The organism is Erwinia amylovora (assembly GCF_017161565.1).
Classification (GTDB): Bacteria; Pseudomonadota; Gammaproteobacteria; order Enterobacterales; family Enterobacteriaceae; genus Erwinia; species Erwinia amylovora.
Map to the genome: position 1 here is coordinate 1,413,368 of NZ_CP066796.1, position 15,012 is coordinate 1,428,379.

Annotated in this window: 11 protein-coding genes; 9 read left to right on the top strand and 2 right to left on the bottom strand. The window is 53.5% G+C overall.

Going from position 1 to position 15,012, the window contains the following annotated elements; genetic code table 11:
- The first annotated feature begins 29 nt into the window (after positions 1 to 29).
- Positions 30 to 1,181 carry an MFS transporter gene (locus JGC47_RS06590; RefSeq protein WP_004156904.1) on the top strand — a complete coding sequence of 384 codons (1,152 nt, stop codon included), beginning with the start codon at positions 30 to 32 and terminating at the stop codon, positions 1,179 to 1,181.
- A 329-nt stretch (positions 1,182 to 1,510) separates the two neighbouring features.
- Here JGC47_RS06590 and JGC47_RS06595 read toward each other — a convergent pair whose 3' ends face one another.
- Together JGC47_RS06595 and ycaO are read right to left on the bottom strand one after the other, a co-directional pair.
- Entirely contained in the window at positions 1,511 to 1,864 is a 354-nt protein-coding gene (locus JGC47_RS06595) for a hypothetical protein (protein WP_004156907.1), read from the bottom strand.
- Between the two features lie 182 nt (positions 1,865 to 2,046).
- Complete coding sequence (gene ycaO, locus JGC47_RS06600) at positions 2,047 to 3,804, bottom strand: 30S ribosomal protein S12 methylthiotransferase accessory factor YcaO (RefSeq protein ID WP_004156909.1); 1,758 nt, start codon at positions 3,802 to 3,804, stop codon at positions 2,047 to 2,049.
- A 307-nt stretch (positions 3,805 to 4,111) separates the two neighbouring features.
- Between ycaO and serC the strand changes: the two genes are divergently transcribed.
- From serC to lpxK, 8 genes are all read left to right on the top strand, one after another.
- Positions 4,112 to 5,197 carry a 3-phosphoserine/phosphohydroxythreonine transaminase gene (serC, locus tag JGC47_RS06605; protein ID WP_004156910.1) on the top strand — a complete coding sequence of 362 codons (1,086 nt, stop codon included), beginning with the start codon at positions 4,112 to 4,114 and terminating at the stop codon, positions 5,195 to 5,197.
- Positions 5,198 to 5,285: 88 nt separating this feature from the next.
- On the top strand, positions 5,286 to 6,572 hold the full coding sequence (gene aroA, locus JGC47_RS06610; protein ID WP_004156911.1) for a 3-phosphoshikimate 1-carboxyvinyltransferase: 1,287 nt from the start codon (positions 5,286 to 5,288) through the stop codon (positions 6,570 to 6,572).
- A 135-nt stretch (positions 6,573 to 6,707) separates the two neighbouring features.
- The gene (cmk, locus tag JGC47_RS06615; RefSeq protein WP_004156919.1) at positions 6,708 to 7,391 is read left to right on the top strand and encodes a (d)CMP kinase; all 684 of its coding nucleotides are present in this window, start codon (positions 6,708 to 6,710) and stop codon (positions 7,389 to 7,391) included.
- 153 nt (positions 7,392 to 7,544) lie between these two features.
- Positions 7,545 to 9,218 carry a 30S ribosomal protein S1 gene (rpsA, locus tag JGC47_RS06620; protein ID WP_004156920.1) on the top strand — a complete coding sequence of 558 codons (1,674 nt, stop codon included), beginning with the start codon at positions 7,545 to 7,547 and terminating at the stop codon, positions 9,216 to 9,218.
- Between the two features lie 81 nt (positions 9,219 to 9,299).
- Positions 9,300 to 9,587: an integration host factor subunit beta gene (ihfB, locus tag JGC47_RS06625; RefSeq protein WP_004156921.1), complete on the top strand. Its 288-nt coding sequence runs from the start codon at positions 9,300 to 9,302 to the stop codon at positions 9,585 to 9,587.
- A gap of 197 nt (positions 9,588 to 9,784) precedes the next feature.
- Positions 9,785 to 12,049, top strand: a complete 2,265-nt coding sequence (locus tag JGC47_RS06630) for a ComEC family protein (protein WP_004156924.1) — start codon at positions 9,785 to 9,787, stop codon at positions 12,047 to 12,049.
- A 36-nt stretch (positions 12,050 to 12,085) separates the two neighbouring features.
- A complete protein-coding gene (gene msbA / locus JGC47_RS06635; protein ID WP_004156926.1) occupies positions 12,086 to 13,834 on the top strand; it encodes a lipid A ABC transporter ATP-binding protein/permease MsbA in 1,749 nt (582 codons plus the stop codon).
- Entirely contained in the window at positions 13,831 to 14,811 is a 981-nt protein-coding gene (gene lpxK, locus JGC47_RS06640; RefSeq protein WP_004156927.1) for a tetraacyldisaccharide 4'-kinase, read from the top strand. Before msbA ends, lpxK begins: the two co-directional genes overlap by 4 nt.
- The last annotated feature ends 201 nt before the right edge of the window (positions 14,812 to 15,012 follow it).

Sequence of the window (15,012 nt, forward strand, 5' to 3'; positions counted from 1 at the left end):
ATATCACCCCGTTTCGGTTGCTCACTATTATGTTCACCTGGTCACGCCCTGTTTTGGTATTGCTTTGCGGCCTGCTGCTGCTGACGATTTCTATCGCCGTGCTTAATACTTTGGTCCCGCTATGGCTGACGCATGACGCCTTACCCACCTGGCAGGTGGGAGTTGTCAGCTCTTCTTACTATTGTGGCAATCTGGTGGGCACGTTAATTGCTGGCTGGGTGATCAAACGCTACGGGTTTAACCGCAGTTATTATTTTGCCTCGTTGCTGTTTGCGCTGGCGATTGTTGCGCTGGGATTAGGAACCGGCTTTGGTTTATGGGCCCTGTGGCGTTTTATCGCCGGCATTGGCTGTGCGCTGATTTGGGTGGTGGTGGAAAGTGCGCTGATGTGCAACGGCACTTTGCACAATCGTGGACGCATGCTGGCGGCCTATATGATCGTCTATTACCTCGGCACCGTGATCGGCCAGCTGTTAGTGAGCAAGGTTTCCACCGAACTGATGCATGTCTTACCGTGGGTGAGCGGCGTGGTGTTGGCGGCGATCCTGCCGCTGATATTCTGCCGCGTAACGGCTGGCCGGGGCGAAGAACAGCTGCCGGCGGGGCGGATGTGGCCGATGTTGCGCCGCCGCAGCGCGCGTTTGGGGATCAATGGCTGTGTTATCTCCGGTATCCTGCTCGGCTCACTGTATGGTTTGATGCCGCTTTATCTTTCTCATCAGGGGATCAGCGATGCCACCGTTGGCTACTGGATGGCGTTGCTGGTCAGTGCAGGAATTATTGGACAATGGCCGGTAGGGAGGCTGGCGGACCGCTTTGGCCGCCTGCTGGTACTGCGCGTACAGGTGTTTGTCGTTATCCTTGGCGCTTTGGCGATGCTGGGTAATGCCGCCATGGCCCCTGCATTGTTCCTTCTCGGCTGTGCGGGATTCACCCTCTACCCGGTGGCGATGTCATGGGCTTGTGAAACGGTGGCAAATCACGAGCTGGTGGCGATGAATCAGGCGCTGTTACTGAGCTACACCGTGGGCAGTCTGGTTGGCCCGGCGATGACGTCAATATTAATGCAAAATTACTCCGATCGTCTGCTGTTTGTCATGATTGCCGCAGTGGCACTGGTCTACCTGGTGATGTTACTACGTAAAACCGATCGCCATGCTACGCCAATCGCACATGCCTGAGAGAAGCGCGCAAACGGGTTCGTCCGTTTAACACATGACGTAGTGGCCATAGCCTTGCAGAATGTGCTTCACCCGCTGCCTGATCCCGGCATCAGGCGGGTGTACGCCATGCAGCGAGTACTCTTCCCTCATTGCCAGCTATTTATGCTTGCCGGGTTCATGACAGGGCTGCAGCTTTGTCTTCCCGATGTTAGCCATCCCAGCGCTGAATTCGCCCGGTCCTTGTACTGACTTATTGTCGTCGGAGTACCCTGAAACCACCACATCGCGGATCCAGGTGCGGTTGTGGCGCTACGCCAGACAGCGGGCAAAATCGAGGGGTGCGACGGTTAGATAACTCTCCCAAGACAGGGCCATTTTGAATGCTGCGGCCGCATTAAGGGTATGTGGAATCTCAACTTCATGATATACAGATATTTTTTTGGCAAAGCGTCTGGTTCCGTACGTGAGCAACGCTGGTTCTGGAACAGGCTATCGCGGCCGACATACGGTGCCATTTCTGCCTGCCGTTGCAGCAAGTCATGCCATTTACGCTTACCCAGCCGGGATTGTTGCAACCGGATGCTGGTCACCTGTTCGATAACATTTTGAGCCGGTACTTCCCGTCCACGTACCTTTTTCGATCTCTTCGACATCGGCTTATTAGCAGGGTAGAGAATAATCGCTTTACGTACGTTGAACATACTGGTTCAGCACATATTCCTCAGTGTGCGAGCAAGATGTGCCAGGTTTTTCAGGACGGGGCAATGATAATAAAAAAGGTAAACGCCTCAACGTTTACCTTTGCTTCAGCTGGCATTGCCCCGGCGCCACGGGTTAAAACAACTTACTGCTGCATTTGCAGGTTATGCCCATTTTTGCGGCATTATTTCCAGTAACGGCGTTTGGCGGACTGCAGTTTGTTATAAGCAGCCAGCAGTGCCTGATGAGCCGGGAATGCTTTCAGGTCGCCGTCCACGCTGTGCAAACCATAGAATGGGGCTTCGCCAGCGATAGCAGCCGATGCGGCATCTACTGCGCTCTGACCATACATGCGTACAAAAGCGGCATAATACTGCTGCGGATCGCGATCTTCTTCCTGACTAAGCAGCAGCAGTGTTTGCAGACAGCGATAGTAGTTTGCCCGCGCTGGGCTGAAGATCGACTGGTTAAACTCCATCGTCCACTCGGTCCAAATCAGCGCCTGTTGCAGGTCTCCCCCGGCCAGGGCCAGCATAGCCTTAAGTTCACCAATACGCAGGGTATACCAGCCATTGTCTTTACCGGTTGCCAGGCCCAATAGTTCGCGCACGCGCGTGAAGTCGTCGTGGCCATCATCGTCAAGCTGCTGCAACAGTGACAGATAGTCTGGCTTATCCCAACGGCTGTCTGGCAAGCTAAGTAGCGTATCGCGCAGATAAGCCCCCATGCTGTTATTGGCCAGCAGCAGGTCTTCTGCCGGGTAGATATCGGACATGCCTGGAACGATAATGCGGCAGGCGTAGACATCAAGGTGTTCATAATCTGCAATATAAACTTCACGATCTTCTGACCTGAAAATCGCCATCAGCGTAGCGAACTCTTCTTCAGTTGTCCCTTTGAAGCTCCAGTCCGCGAAAGCGTAATCCGCTTCATCTTTAAACATATCCCAGGATATCAGACCGCTGGAGTCGATGAAATGCGTTTCAAGGTTGGCATGTTCCGCGACTTCCTCGTCATCAAAGGTTGGCGCAGTAAAGACGTCCAGATCCTTCAGCCCACGCCCTTGCAGCAGTTCGGTGACGGTACGCTCAAGCGCTACGCCAAAGTCTGGATGCGCGCCGAATGATGCAAAACAGGTGCCGTTCGCGGGGTTGAACAACACCACGCAGATAACCGGGTATTTGCCGCCCAGTGAGGCATCGTAAGAGAAGATGGGAAAACCTTCCGCTTCGAGGGTAGCAATGGCTTCCACCACCCCAGGATAGCGATCCAGCACTTCCTGTGGGATGGCCGGCAGGCTGATAGATTCGGCGATAATGCGATTCTTGATGTGGCGCTCGAAAACTTCTGAAAGGCCCTGTACTCGAGCTTCGTTAGCGGTATTACCGGCCGACATACCGTTCGACACATACAGATTGCCGACGATATTCATTGGGATATAAACGGTTTGCTGATCCGACTGGCGGGTAAACGGTAACGCGCAAATACCCCGTGCCGCATTACCGGATTGCAGATCGATCAGATCGCTGGCGCTAACTTCATCTTCCGGGTTGTAGAATTGGTGCAGACGTGCATCAAGAATGCCCTCGGGCAAGCTATCGTCATCCGCTATTGGGAACCACTTTTCATCAGGATAATGAACAAAATCGCCGTTGGCGATCTGTTGACCCAGCCAGAAGTCGGCGAAAAAATAGTTGGTGGATAAACGCTCAAAATATTCACCCAGTGCAGAGGCCAGCGCCGCTTTTTTGCTGGCACCTTTACCATTAGTGAAGCACAGCGGACAGTCGCGATCGCGAATATGGACTGACCAGACGTTAGGGACCGGATTCAGCCAGGATGCCTCTTCAATGTTGAAGCCGAGATCCTGCAATTTTTGCTGAAAGCGTGCTATGGAGACTTCCAGCGCGGCGTCTTTGCCTGGGATAAAAGTTTGAGTCATTTTGCCCACTCGTGATTGATTGTGCGGAAAGCGCGCAATGATACGGGGTTTCCGCTGTAATCGCTATCCGGCAACGTTAATTTCATGTGGTGAAGAGTGCCCTGTTTTTGTGAAAAGTGAAGCAGCCGTTATGACATCAGGAAAGTACCTCACAAAATATCGTTTATTATTTCATTTGCCCTATAAACTGTTGCAGCACTCCTCGCAGAACTCAATGATTCAGCGTACAAGCTATTGCAGCAGCTTGATGGCAATGATAAAACCGATGAAGAAGACAACCGCTTTTTCTAATTAATGGTGAGGGGAAATGAGTCAGATTTATAATTTTAGCTCCGGCCCGGCAATGCTGCCGGCAGAAGTGCTTCGTCGTGCTGAGCAGGAACTGTGCAACTGGCAGGGTTTGGGAACTTCGGTGATGGAGATCAGTCACCGCAGTAAGGAATTTATTCAGGTTGCAGAAGAGGCAGAACAAGATTTTCGCGATCTGCTGAAAATCCCCACCAATTACAAAGTTTTATTCTGCCACGGCGGGGCGCGTGGGCAGTTCGCAGCGGTGCCGCAAAACTTGCTGGGTCAAAACAGCAAAGCGGATTACGTTGATGGCGGTTACTGGGCGACCAGCGCTATAAAAGAGGCGCAAAAATTCTGTACACCTAACGTTATTGATGCAAAAACCACGCTTAACGGTCTGCGTGCCATTAAGCCGATGAACAGCTGGGCGCTGTCCGACGATGCCGCATATGTCCATTTCTGTCCGAATGAAACCATTGATGGTATTGCCATCCATGAAACGCCTGATTTTGGTGACAAGGTCGTTGTTGCCGATCTCTCTTCAACAATTCTGTCGACGCCTGTCGATGTGAGCCGATATGGCGTGCTATACGCCGGTGCACAAAAAAATATCGGCCCGGCTGGCTTAACGCTGGTAGTTGTGCGTGAAGATCTGTTAGGCCGGGCGCGCAAAGAGCTGCCTTCCATCCTTGACTACAAAGTGCTGGCCGAAAGCGAGTCAATGTTTAACACCCCGCCGACCTTCGCCTGGTATCTGTCTGGCCTGGTGTTTAAATGGCTGAAAGAGCAGGGGGGCGTGGGCGAGCTGGACAAACGCAATCAAGCTAAAGCAGACCTGCTGTACAGCACTATCGACAGCAGCGATCTCTATCGCAATGATGTGTCTGCCGGCAACCGTTCGCGCATGAACGTGCCTTTCCAGCTGGCGGATGCCGCGTTGGATAAACTTTTCCTTGAAGAGTCTTTGGCTGCCGGATTACACGCCCTGAAAGGTCATCGTGCGGTCGGTGGAATGCGTGCTTCAATCTACAATGCCATGCCGTTGTCAGGGGTGAAAACGCTAACCGACTTTATGGTCGACTTCGAGCGTCGTCGCGGCTAAGGTACACCAAAGGCGTAATAAGCTTTTAATATGAAACCTCGCATTCCGGCGGGGTTTCATTGCAATTATTTTGGAGAATACGTTTCACATGCAGGATTCCCTGACTTTACAACCTATCGCCCTTGTAGACGGCACTGTTAACCTTCCAGGTTCTAAAAGCGTGTCGAACCGAGCTTTGTTGCTGGCGGCGTTGGCAAAGGGCACCACCCGCCTGACTAATCTGCTCGACAGCGACGATGTACGGCATATGCTGGATGCATTGCAGGCGCTTGGCGTGCAGTACAGTCTGTCCGCAGACCGTACCCGCTGTGAAATAACTGGTCAGGGAGGCGCACTTCAGGCCGACAGATCGCTTGAGCTTTTTCTTGGAAATGCAGGTACGGCGATGCGCCCGTTGGCCGCAGCATTATGCATTGGTGGTAACGATATTATTCTGACCGGTGAGCCGCGCATGAAAGAGCGCCCGATAGGCCATCTGGTAGACGCTTTGCGCCAGGGCGGTGCTGACGTCGATTATCTTGAGCAGGTAGATTATCCTCCGCTGCGTGTTAAGGGGGGGTTTAGCGGCGGTGAAATCACGGTGGACGGTAGCGTTTCAAGCCAGTTTTTGACCGCACTATTGATGGCGGCGCCACTGGCAAAAAATGATAGCCAAATCATTATCAAAGGCGATTTGGTTTCTAAACCTTATATCGATATCACGCTGAAGCTGATGGCTGCGTTCGGCGTGGTGGTGGATAATAACAATTACCATACCTTCCGCATTCGCGGGCAGCAGCAGTATCAGGCAACGAGTGAATATCTGGTAGAAGGCGATGCCTCTTCTGCGTCTTATTTCCTGGCAGCTGCCGCAATCAAAGGCGGTACGGTAAAGGTAACAGGAATTGGTCGTAACAGCATGCAGGGCGATATTCGTTTTGCCGATGTGTTGGAAAAAATGGGGGCCAGCGTAGAATGGGGTGATGATTATATTGCCTGCACCCGTGGCGAACTGAAGGCAGTTGATTTGGATATGAATCACATCCCCGATGCTGCCATGACGATAGCAACCACCGCGCTGTTTGCGCAAGGTACCACGGTCATGCGTAATATTTATAACTGGCGGGTTAAAGAGACCGATCGGCTGGCGGCGATGGCGACAGAGTTACGTAAAGTTGGCGCTGAAGTTGAAGAAGGCTATGACTTCATTCGTATTACACCACCCGCCAAAATTGCCTGCGCGCAAATCGCTACCTATAACGATCACCGTATGGCCATGTGTTTCTCGCTGGTGGCTCTTTCATCGACCCCGGTGACCATCCTTGATCCGAATTGTACCGCCAAAACCTTCCCTGATTATTTTACTCAGTTAGCCCGCATCAGCCAGCTGGCATAAGTAACGGCGCTGCCGCCCGCTAGCCTGGCGCTCAATGCCAGCGCGCGGTTGCAGCCTGGGTTATGCGAGGTATAATGCGCGTCGATATTTCCCTGGGCACCTGCTGCCTGGGCATCCCACCGAAAGGAGAACGACATGACGGCAACAGCCCCCGTGATCACTATTGATGGCCCGAGCGGTGCAGGGAAAGGGACATTGTGTAAAGCGATGGCCGAGGCACTGCAGTGGCACCTGTTGGATTCCGGCGCCATTTATCGCGTGCTGGCTCTGGCTGCGCTGCACCACCAGGTAGATATCAGCTCCGAAGAGGCTCTGGTCCCGATTGCCGCTCATCTTGACGTGCGTTTTGTTTCTCACAACGGTGAGATTGAAGTCATTCTTGAAGGGGAAGATGTTTCTACTGAGATCCGTAGCCCGGATGTCAGTAATACGGCTTCCAAAGTGGCCGCCTTTCCCCGGGTACGCGAAGCGCTACTGCGCCGCCAGCGTGGTTTCCGTGAGCTACCGGGGCTGATTGCCGATGGTCGCGATATGGGGACCGTCGTATTTACCGATGCGCCAGTGAAAATATTCCTTGATGCCAGTTCTGAAGAGCGTGCCAGCCGCCGTATGCTACAGTTGCAGGAAAAAGGCTTTAGTGTTAACTTTGAGCGCCTTTTATCTGAGATAAAAGAGCGAGATGAGCGCGATCGCAATCGCGCAATCGCGCCGCTGGTGCCTGCAGCTGACGCCTTAGTGCTTGATTCGACTACCATGTCAATTGAACAGGTGATTGAAATCGCGCTTAAATATGCGCGAGACAAACTCGCACTGGCGTAATTTTCAGCTATGCTTGTTTCTAATGTTATAAGCAACAGTTCGCGGAATGATTTAAATAACCCTGTGATATGGACGTCATGGGGCATGTGAAACAACCCCACCCGTCAGGATGTCAGGTGGACGTTAAATTGAAGAATCCTGAAGATTATCAATATGACTGAATCTTTTGCTCAACTATTTGAAGAATCCTTAAAAACAATCGAAACCCGCCCGGGTTCCATCGTTCGTGGCGTTGTTGTCTCTATCGACAAAGACGTAGTTCTGGTTGATGCGGGTCTTAAATCTGAATCTGCAATTCCTGCAGAGCAGTTCAAGAACGCAGCCGGCGAACTGGAAATCCAGGTTGGCGACGAAGTTGACGTTGCCCTTGATGCAGTAGAAGACGGCTTCGGTGAAACCCTGCTGTCCCGTGAGAAAGCTAAACGTCACGAAGCTTGGATCACGCTGGAGAAAGCTTACGAAGACGCTGAAACTGTTACCGGTGTTATCAACGGCAAGGTCAAAGGCGGCTTCACAGTTGAGCTGAACGGCATCCGTGCGTTCCTGCCAGGTTCACTGGTAGACGTGCGTCCAGTCCGCGATACGCTGCACCTGGAAGGCAAAGAGCTTGAGTTCAAAGTCATCAAGCTGGATCAGAAACGTAACAACGTTGTAGTTTCACGTCGTGCGGTTATCGAATCTGAAAACAGCGCAGAGCGCGATCAGCTGCTGGAAAACCTGCAGGAAGGCATGGAAGTTAAAGGTATCGTTAAGAACCTTACTGACTACGGTGCATTCGTTGATCTGGGCGGCGTTGACGGCCTGCTGCACATTACCGATATGGCCTGGAAGCGCGTTAAGCATCCGAGCGAAATCGTCAATGTTGGCGACGAAATCATGGTTAAAGTGTTGAAATTTGACCGTGAGCGTACCCGTGTGTCCCTGGGCCTGAAGCAGCTGGGTGAAGATCCATGGGTTGCTATCGCTAAACGTTACCCAGAAGGCACCAAGCTGACTGGCCGTGTGACCAACCTGACAGACTACGGCTGCTTCGTTGAAATCGAAGAAGGCGTTGAAGGCCTGGTACACGTTTCAGAAATGGACTGGACCAACAAAAACATCCACCCATCCAAAGTGGTTAACGTGGGTGATGTTGTAGAAGTCATGGTTCTGGACATCGATGAAGAGCGTCGTCGTATCTCCCTGGGTCTGAAGCAGTGCAAATCTAACCCATGGCAGCAGTTTGCAGAAACCCACAACAAGGGCGACCGTGTTGAAGGTAAAATCAAGTCAATTACTGACTTCGGTATCTTCATCGGCCTGGATGGCGGCATCGACGGCCTGGTTCACCTGTCTGACATCTCCTGGAACGCGACCGGAGAAGAAGCGGTTCGTGAATACAAGAAAGGCGACGAAATCGCAGCTGTGGTTCTGCAGGTTGACGCAGAGCGTGAGCGTATCTCGCTGGGCGTTAAGCAGCTGGCAGAAGATCCGTTCAACAACTACGTCTCTCTGAACAAGAAAGGTGCAATTGTTAACGGTAAAGTCACTGCGGTTGACGCTAAAGGTGCTACAGTTGAATTAGCTGATGGCGTTGAAGGCTACCTGCGCGCTTCCGAAGCATCGCTGGATCGCGTAGAAGACGCAACCCTGGTGCTGAATGTTGGCGACGATGTTGAAGCTAAATTCACCGGCGTTGACCGTAAAAACCGCGTTGTCAGCCTGTCTGTTCGCGCAAAAGACCAGGCCGACGAGAAAGAAGCTATCAACACTGTTAACACCAAACAGGAAGAAGGCAATTTCTCTAACGCTATGGCTGAAGCTTTCAAAGCAGCTAAAGGCGAGTAATCGTTCAAGGGCAGCATAAGCTGCCCCGTTATCGTCGTTAACTGTCATAACTATTCCTGTCAGGGATTAACCGGAGGTTTTATGACCAAGTCAGAACTGATTGAGAGGCTTGCAGGCCAGCAATCTCATATTCAGGCGAAAGTCGTTGAGGATGCGGTAAAAGAGATGCTGGAGCACATGGCAACGACGTTGTCAGAGGGTGAACGCATCGAAATCCGGGGATTTGGCAGCTTCTCTTTGCACTATCGGGCACCTCGTACCGGCCGTAACCCGAAGACGGGTGACAAAGTGGAGTTGGAAGGTAAATACGTTCCACACTTCAAGCCCGGAAAAGAGCTGCGCGATCGCGCCAATATATACGGCGGCTGATAAGCGATGAATTGCTAAAACGACACTTCGGTGTCGTTTTTTTTTGCCGTAAGCGAAAATTCTCCCTCCCGCATCATTCTTGCAACTTGCTGCAAAAGTGCAAACTGTTTGCGCGCTGCTATCCAAATCGGTAGTTATCAGGCTGCATGCCCCGCAAAGTCACGGCACACTTAGCCGGTCTTGAACAGGGAGGGTGCATGTCGCTGACGATTATCCGCGTAGCGTGGGGCGTTATAGTTGCAACGCTGCCGCTCAACTTTTTACCTCATCTGCCGGGTTATGGTGTTGCGCTCATCATTCTGTTGCTTGCTGCTGTTCTGGCGCTGTGCCCGTGGCGGCTGACAAAATTTCCGGCGCTGATACTGGTCATGTTTGTTTGGGCAGTATCAGCCGGGCAGTCTGCACTGCTCCAGATTAATGAGTTGACCCGGGCACCAATTGAAGCCGGGGTGCAGATTGAAAATGTACAGCCCAATGGCGGACGACTAAAAATACGAATAACAAACTATCGGGGCAGGGTGCTGTTCCCTCCCGTTTACGCCAGCGTAAAGTCGCCGCCGCAAGATATCGCCTTTTGCTCCGGTCAGCGCTGGCGGATGCAGCTGATACTCAGGCCGGTGCATGCGCAGCTCAATGAGGGTGGATTCGATCGTCAACGTTTTGCCCTGGCTAGCCACACGCCGTTAACCGGCAGAGTGAAAAGTGCAGAGATCGTAACGGCAGATTGTAGCTGGCGTGCCCGCCTGATTAACTCTGCGCAAAAAAATTATGCTCAATTGCCGTGGCAAGGATTGATCTCTGCGCTGGCATTTGGTGAGCGGGAGCAGGTCAAACCGGTAATTAACCGACTGTTACGTGAAACCGGTACAGCGCACCTGATGGCAATTTCAGGGATGCATATTGCCCTTGCCGCCAGCCTGGGCTGGCTGCTGATGCGCGGCATACAGTTTGCATTGCCGGTCAGATATATAGGCTATAGATTACCGCTGTTTTGCAGCCTGCTGGTGGCGTTGATTTACTGCTGGCTTTCAGGCGGGAATGCACCGGCTTTGCGTGCCATGTTGGCCTTGCTGGCGTGGAGTATTTTGCGACTGCATGGGATCTTCTGTCAGCCCTGGCAGGTATGGAGCCTGTGCATTGCCCTGATACTGTTCTTTGACCCGCTCAGCTTGCTGTCAGACAGCCTGTGGCTGTCAGCCCTTGCGGTAGCAGGGTTGCTGCTTTGGTATCACAGTTTTCCGCTACCCGCGCGTTTTTGTCGGCGCTGGCGCTGGCTACCGCTGCGTTTACTGCATCTGCAGTTCGGGATGTTATTACTTATGATGCCACTGCAGGCATTGCTGTTTCATGGAATCAGCCTGAGCGCTTTGCTGGCTAACCTGTGGGCGGTGCCGCTCATTTCTCTGGTCACCGTGCCGCTGATCCTTGTGGCATTACTGTGCAATGCGGTGCCGTGGATTGCTCCTCTGCTATGGCAATGCGTCGACCGGTCACTGGCGCTGGTATTTATGCCGTTACAGAGTTTGCCGCGTGGCTGGTTTCCATTGGACCATGCGCTAAGCGCTGCCAGCCTGCTGTGCTGGCTTGCATTGCTAAGCTTACGCTTCGGCTGGTGGCGCACCTCAACGGCCAGCATCGCAAGCACGGCTCTGTTGATATGTAGCTGGCGTTCACTGTTTCCCGCTGCGGAATGGCGGGTAGATATGCTGGATGTGGGGCACGGACTGGCAGTGGTGATTTCACGGCATGGAGAAGCCACGCTCTATGATACCGGTAATCGCTGGCCTGGCGGCGATGCTGCCAAAAGCCAGATCCTTCCCTGGCTTGCCTGGCAGGGGATCCGCGTCACTCAAGTTATTATCAGTCATGCTCACCTTGACCATATCGGCGGGCTGGCCAGCGTCAGGGATGCATTCCCCCAGGCCCGTGTGCGTAGTCCATTGGCCCGGACGGACCATCTTTCATGCCGAAAGGGGGATAGCTGGAGCTGGCAGGGGTTAGATTTTCGCGTGCTCTGGCCGCCGCATAAAGAAAATGGCGACGGCAATAACCAGTCCTGTGTGGTGATGGTCAGCGATGGCAAATGGCGGGTATTATTAACAGGGGACATCGAAGCGGCGGCGGAACTGAAATTGACTGCGGAGCAGCGCTCAGGCCTGCGTGCAGACCTGCTCCAGGTGCCTCATCACGGCAGCCGAACCTCTTCCACTCCCCCTTTTCTGCGCGCCGTCTCGCCAACCGCAGCCGTCGCTTCCGCGGCGCGTTTCAGCGCATGGCGTTTGCCAGCAACACAGATTATTCGTCGCTACGGCGAAAATGGGGTCGAATGGCGGGATACTGCGCTTTCCGGCCAGTTAAGCGCACATTTTTTTGCGCACCGATGGCAACTTATTGGGTTAAGAGAACAAATAATGAACCGTTGGTATCATCAGTGGTTTGGCGTACCCAGGGATTCCGGCTAGAATAAGCGGCTATTTTCAACTAAAGCTGGTTAAAAAATGCATCTGGATAAAGATCTCTCCACCTGGCAGACATTCCGTCGTCTCTGGCCAATGATTGTGCCATATAAGACGGGATTGATTGTGGCCGCTGTCGCGCTGATCCTCAATGCGGCAGGCGATACACTTATGCTGTCACTGCTGAAGCCTTTACTTGATGATGGCTTTGGTAAAGCGGATAACTCGGTGCTGTTGTGGATGCCGCTCGCCGTTATTGGTCTGATGCTGGTGCGTGGCGTAACCAGTTACGCTTCCAGCTACTGTATTTCCTGGGTTTCTGGCAATGTGGTGATGAAAATGCGCCGCAGCTTATTCAGCCATATGATGGGCATGCCCGTTTCCTTTTTTGACCAGCAGTCCACCGGGACATTGCTGTCACGTATTACCTATGATTCTGAGCAGGTCGCTTCCTCTTCCTCCAGCGCATTAGTGACCGTGGTGCGCGAAGGGGCTTCAATCGTCGGCCTGTTTATCTTGATGTTTTACTATAGCTGGCAGCTGTCGCTGATTTTGATCGTGCTGGCGCCCGTGGTCTCTTTCGCCATTCGCACCGTCTCCAGGCGTTTCCGCAATATCAGTAAGAATATGCAGAACACTATGGGGCAGGTGACGACCAGCGCCGAGCAGATGCTGAAAGGGCATAAAGAAGTGCTGATCTTCGGCGGCCAGAATATTGAGAGCGAACGCTTTAACCGCGTCAGCAACCGCATGCGTCAGCAGGGAATGAAGCTGGTATCCGCATCTTCAATCTCCGACCCGATTATACAGCTGATCGCCTCACTGGCGCTGGCGTTTGTGCTGTTTGCTGCCAGTTTTCCCAGCGTGATGGCGACGCTTACTGCCGGTACCATCACCGTGGTGTTCTCATCGATGATCGCTTTGATGCGCCCGTTGAAATCCTTAACTAACGTCAATGCCCAGTTCCAGCGCGGCATGGCGGCCTGCCAGACGCTGTTCTCGATTCTCGATAGCGAGCAGGAAGTCGATAGCGGTAAACGCAGCATTGAGCGTGCAAAGGGCGATATCGAATTTCGCGACGTGACCTTCAGCTACCCCGGGCGCGATTTGCCCGCGCTGAATAATATCAATCTGGCAATTCCGGCCGGAAAAACCGTGGCGCTGGTCGGGCGTTCGGGTTCCGGTAAGTCTACAATGGCCAGCCTGTTGACGCGCTTTTACGATATCCAGCACGGCAGCATTATGATGGATGGGCATGACCTGCGTGAATACACGCTGGCCTCACTGCGTAATCAGGTAGCGTTAGTATCGCAAAATGTGCATCTGTTTAACGATACCGTTGCCAATAACATCGCTTACGCTCGCCATGAGCAATACAGCCGGGAAGATATTGAAAAGGCCGCGACTATGGCACATGCCATGGACTTCATCAGCAAGATGGACGACGGCCTTGATACGGTGATTGGTGAAAATGGCGTGCTGCTCTCTGGCGGCCAACGTCAGCGTATTGCTATCGCGCGGGCGTTGCTGCGTGACTGCCCGATTTTGATCCTTGATGAAGCCACCTCCGCGCTGGACACCGAATCCGAACGTGCCATTCAGTCGGCGCTGGACGAATTGCAAAAGAACCGCACCTCGCTGGTGATTGCGCACCGTCTTTCCACCATTGAGAAAGCGGATGAAATTGTTGTGGTAGAAGATGGTCACATCGTGGAACGCGGTACTCATGAAAAGCTACTGGCTGAACGCGGTGCCTATGCGCAGCTGCATAAGATGCAATTTGGCCAATGATTGAGCGTATCTGGAGCGGGCGCTGTGCGCTTTATCTGCTGCTTATACCCTTCAGCCTGCTGTACGGCCTGATAAGCAACCTGCTGCACCTGAGCTATCGCCGGGGCTGGCGTAAGGCGTGGCGCGCTCCGGTTCCGGTGGTGGTGGTGGGCAATCTTACCGCCGGGGGCAATGGCAAAACTCCGCTAGCCATCTGGCTGGTGCAGGCTTTGCAGCAACGCGGATTACGCGTAGGCGTGGTTTCTCGCGGCTACGGAGGCAAAGCAGAGCATTATCCGCTGGTGCTGGACGCGCAAACCACCGCCGCCGAAGCCGGTGATGAGCCGGTACTGATTTATCAGCGCACTGGCGCAACCGTAGCCGTTGCACCAGTGCGGCGTCAGGCGGCTGAAGCGGTGTTGCGCACTGCGGCAGTTGATATCATTATCAGCGACGATGGGCTGCAACACTATGCCCTGGCGCGCGATATTGAAATCGTGGTGATTGACGGCGAACGACGTTTTGGTAATGGCTGGTGGCTTCCTGCCGGGCCAATGCGTGAACGTGCCGGCCGTCTGCGTAGCGTTACGGCAATCGTCACCAACGGCGGTACTGCGCTCCCCGGAGAAGTGGCCATGCAGCTACAGACGGGGCTGGCAGTGAACCTTAAATCCGGCGAGCGGCGGCCTGTGGCCGAGCTGGATAACGTCGTGGCAATGGCCGGTATCGGCCACCCGCCACGCTTTTTCCACACGCTGCGTCAGCAGGGCGTGACGCCGCTGAAGCAGGTGGCATTTGCCGACCATCAACCCTACAGCCCCGACAGCCTGCATGCGATCGCAGCCAGCGGGCAAACGCTGCTGATGACGGAAAAAGATGCTGTAAAAGCGCGTTCCTTTGCCGCGCATAACTGGTGGTATCTGCCGGTAGACGCCTCGCTGCCTGAGGCTAAGGCTGAAGAGCTTTTGAACACGATAGCTGCGTTAACAGCGCGCTAATATCAGCTACTCTTTCATCATCTACTGACGCCATGGCGGGTCGGTTCCAGCCAGTCATGGCCTTACGCCACGTAAGCCAACGGCAGCAGCAATGAAGAATGCCAGCACCGCCAGAATTCGGTTGCTGGGCCTTGCAGGAAACTGAATGACCTGCCGCCAACTTTCAATGTAACTGAGTAACTCCCGGTGCGGCAGCTATGA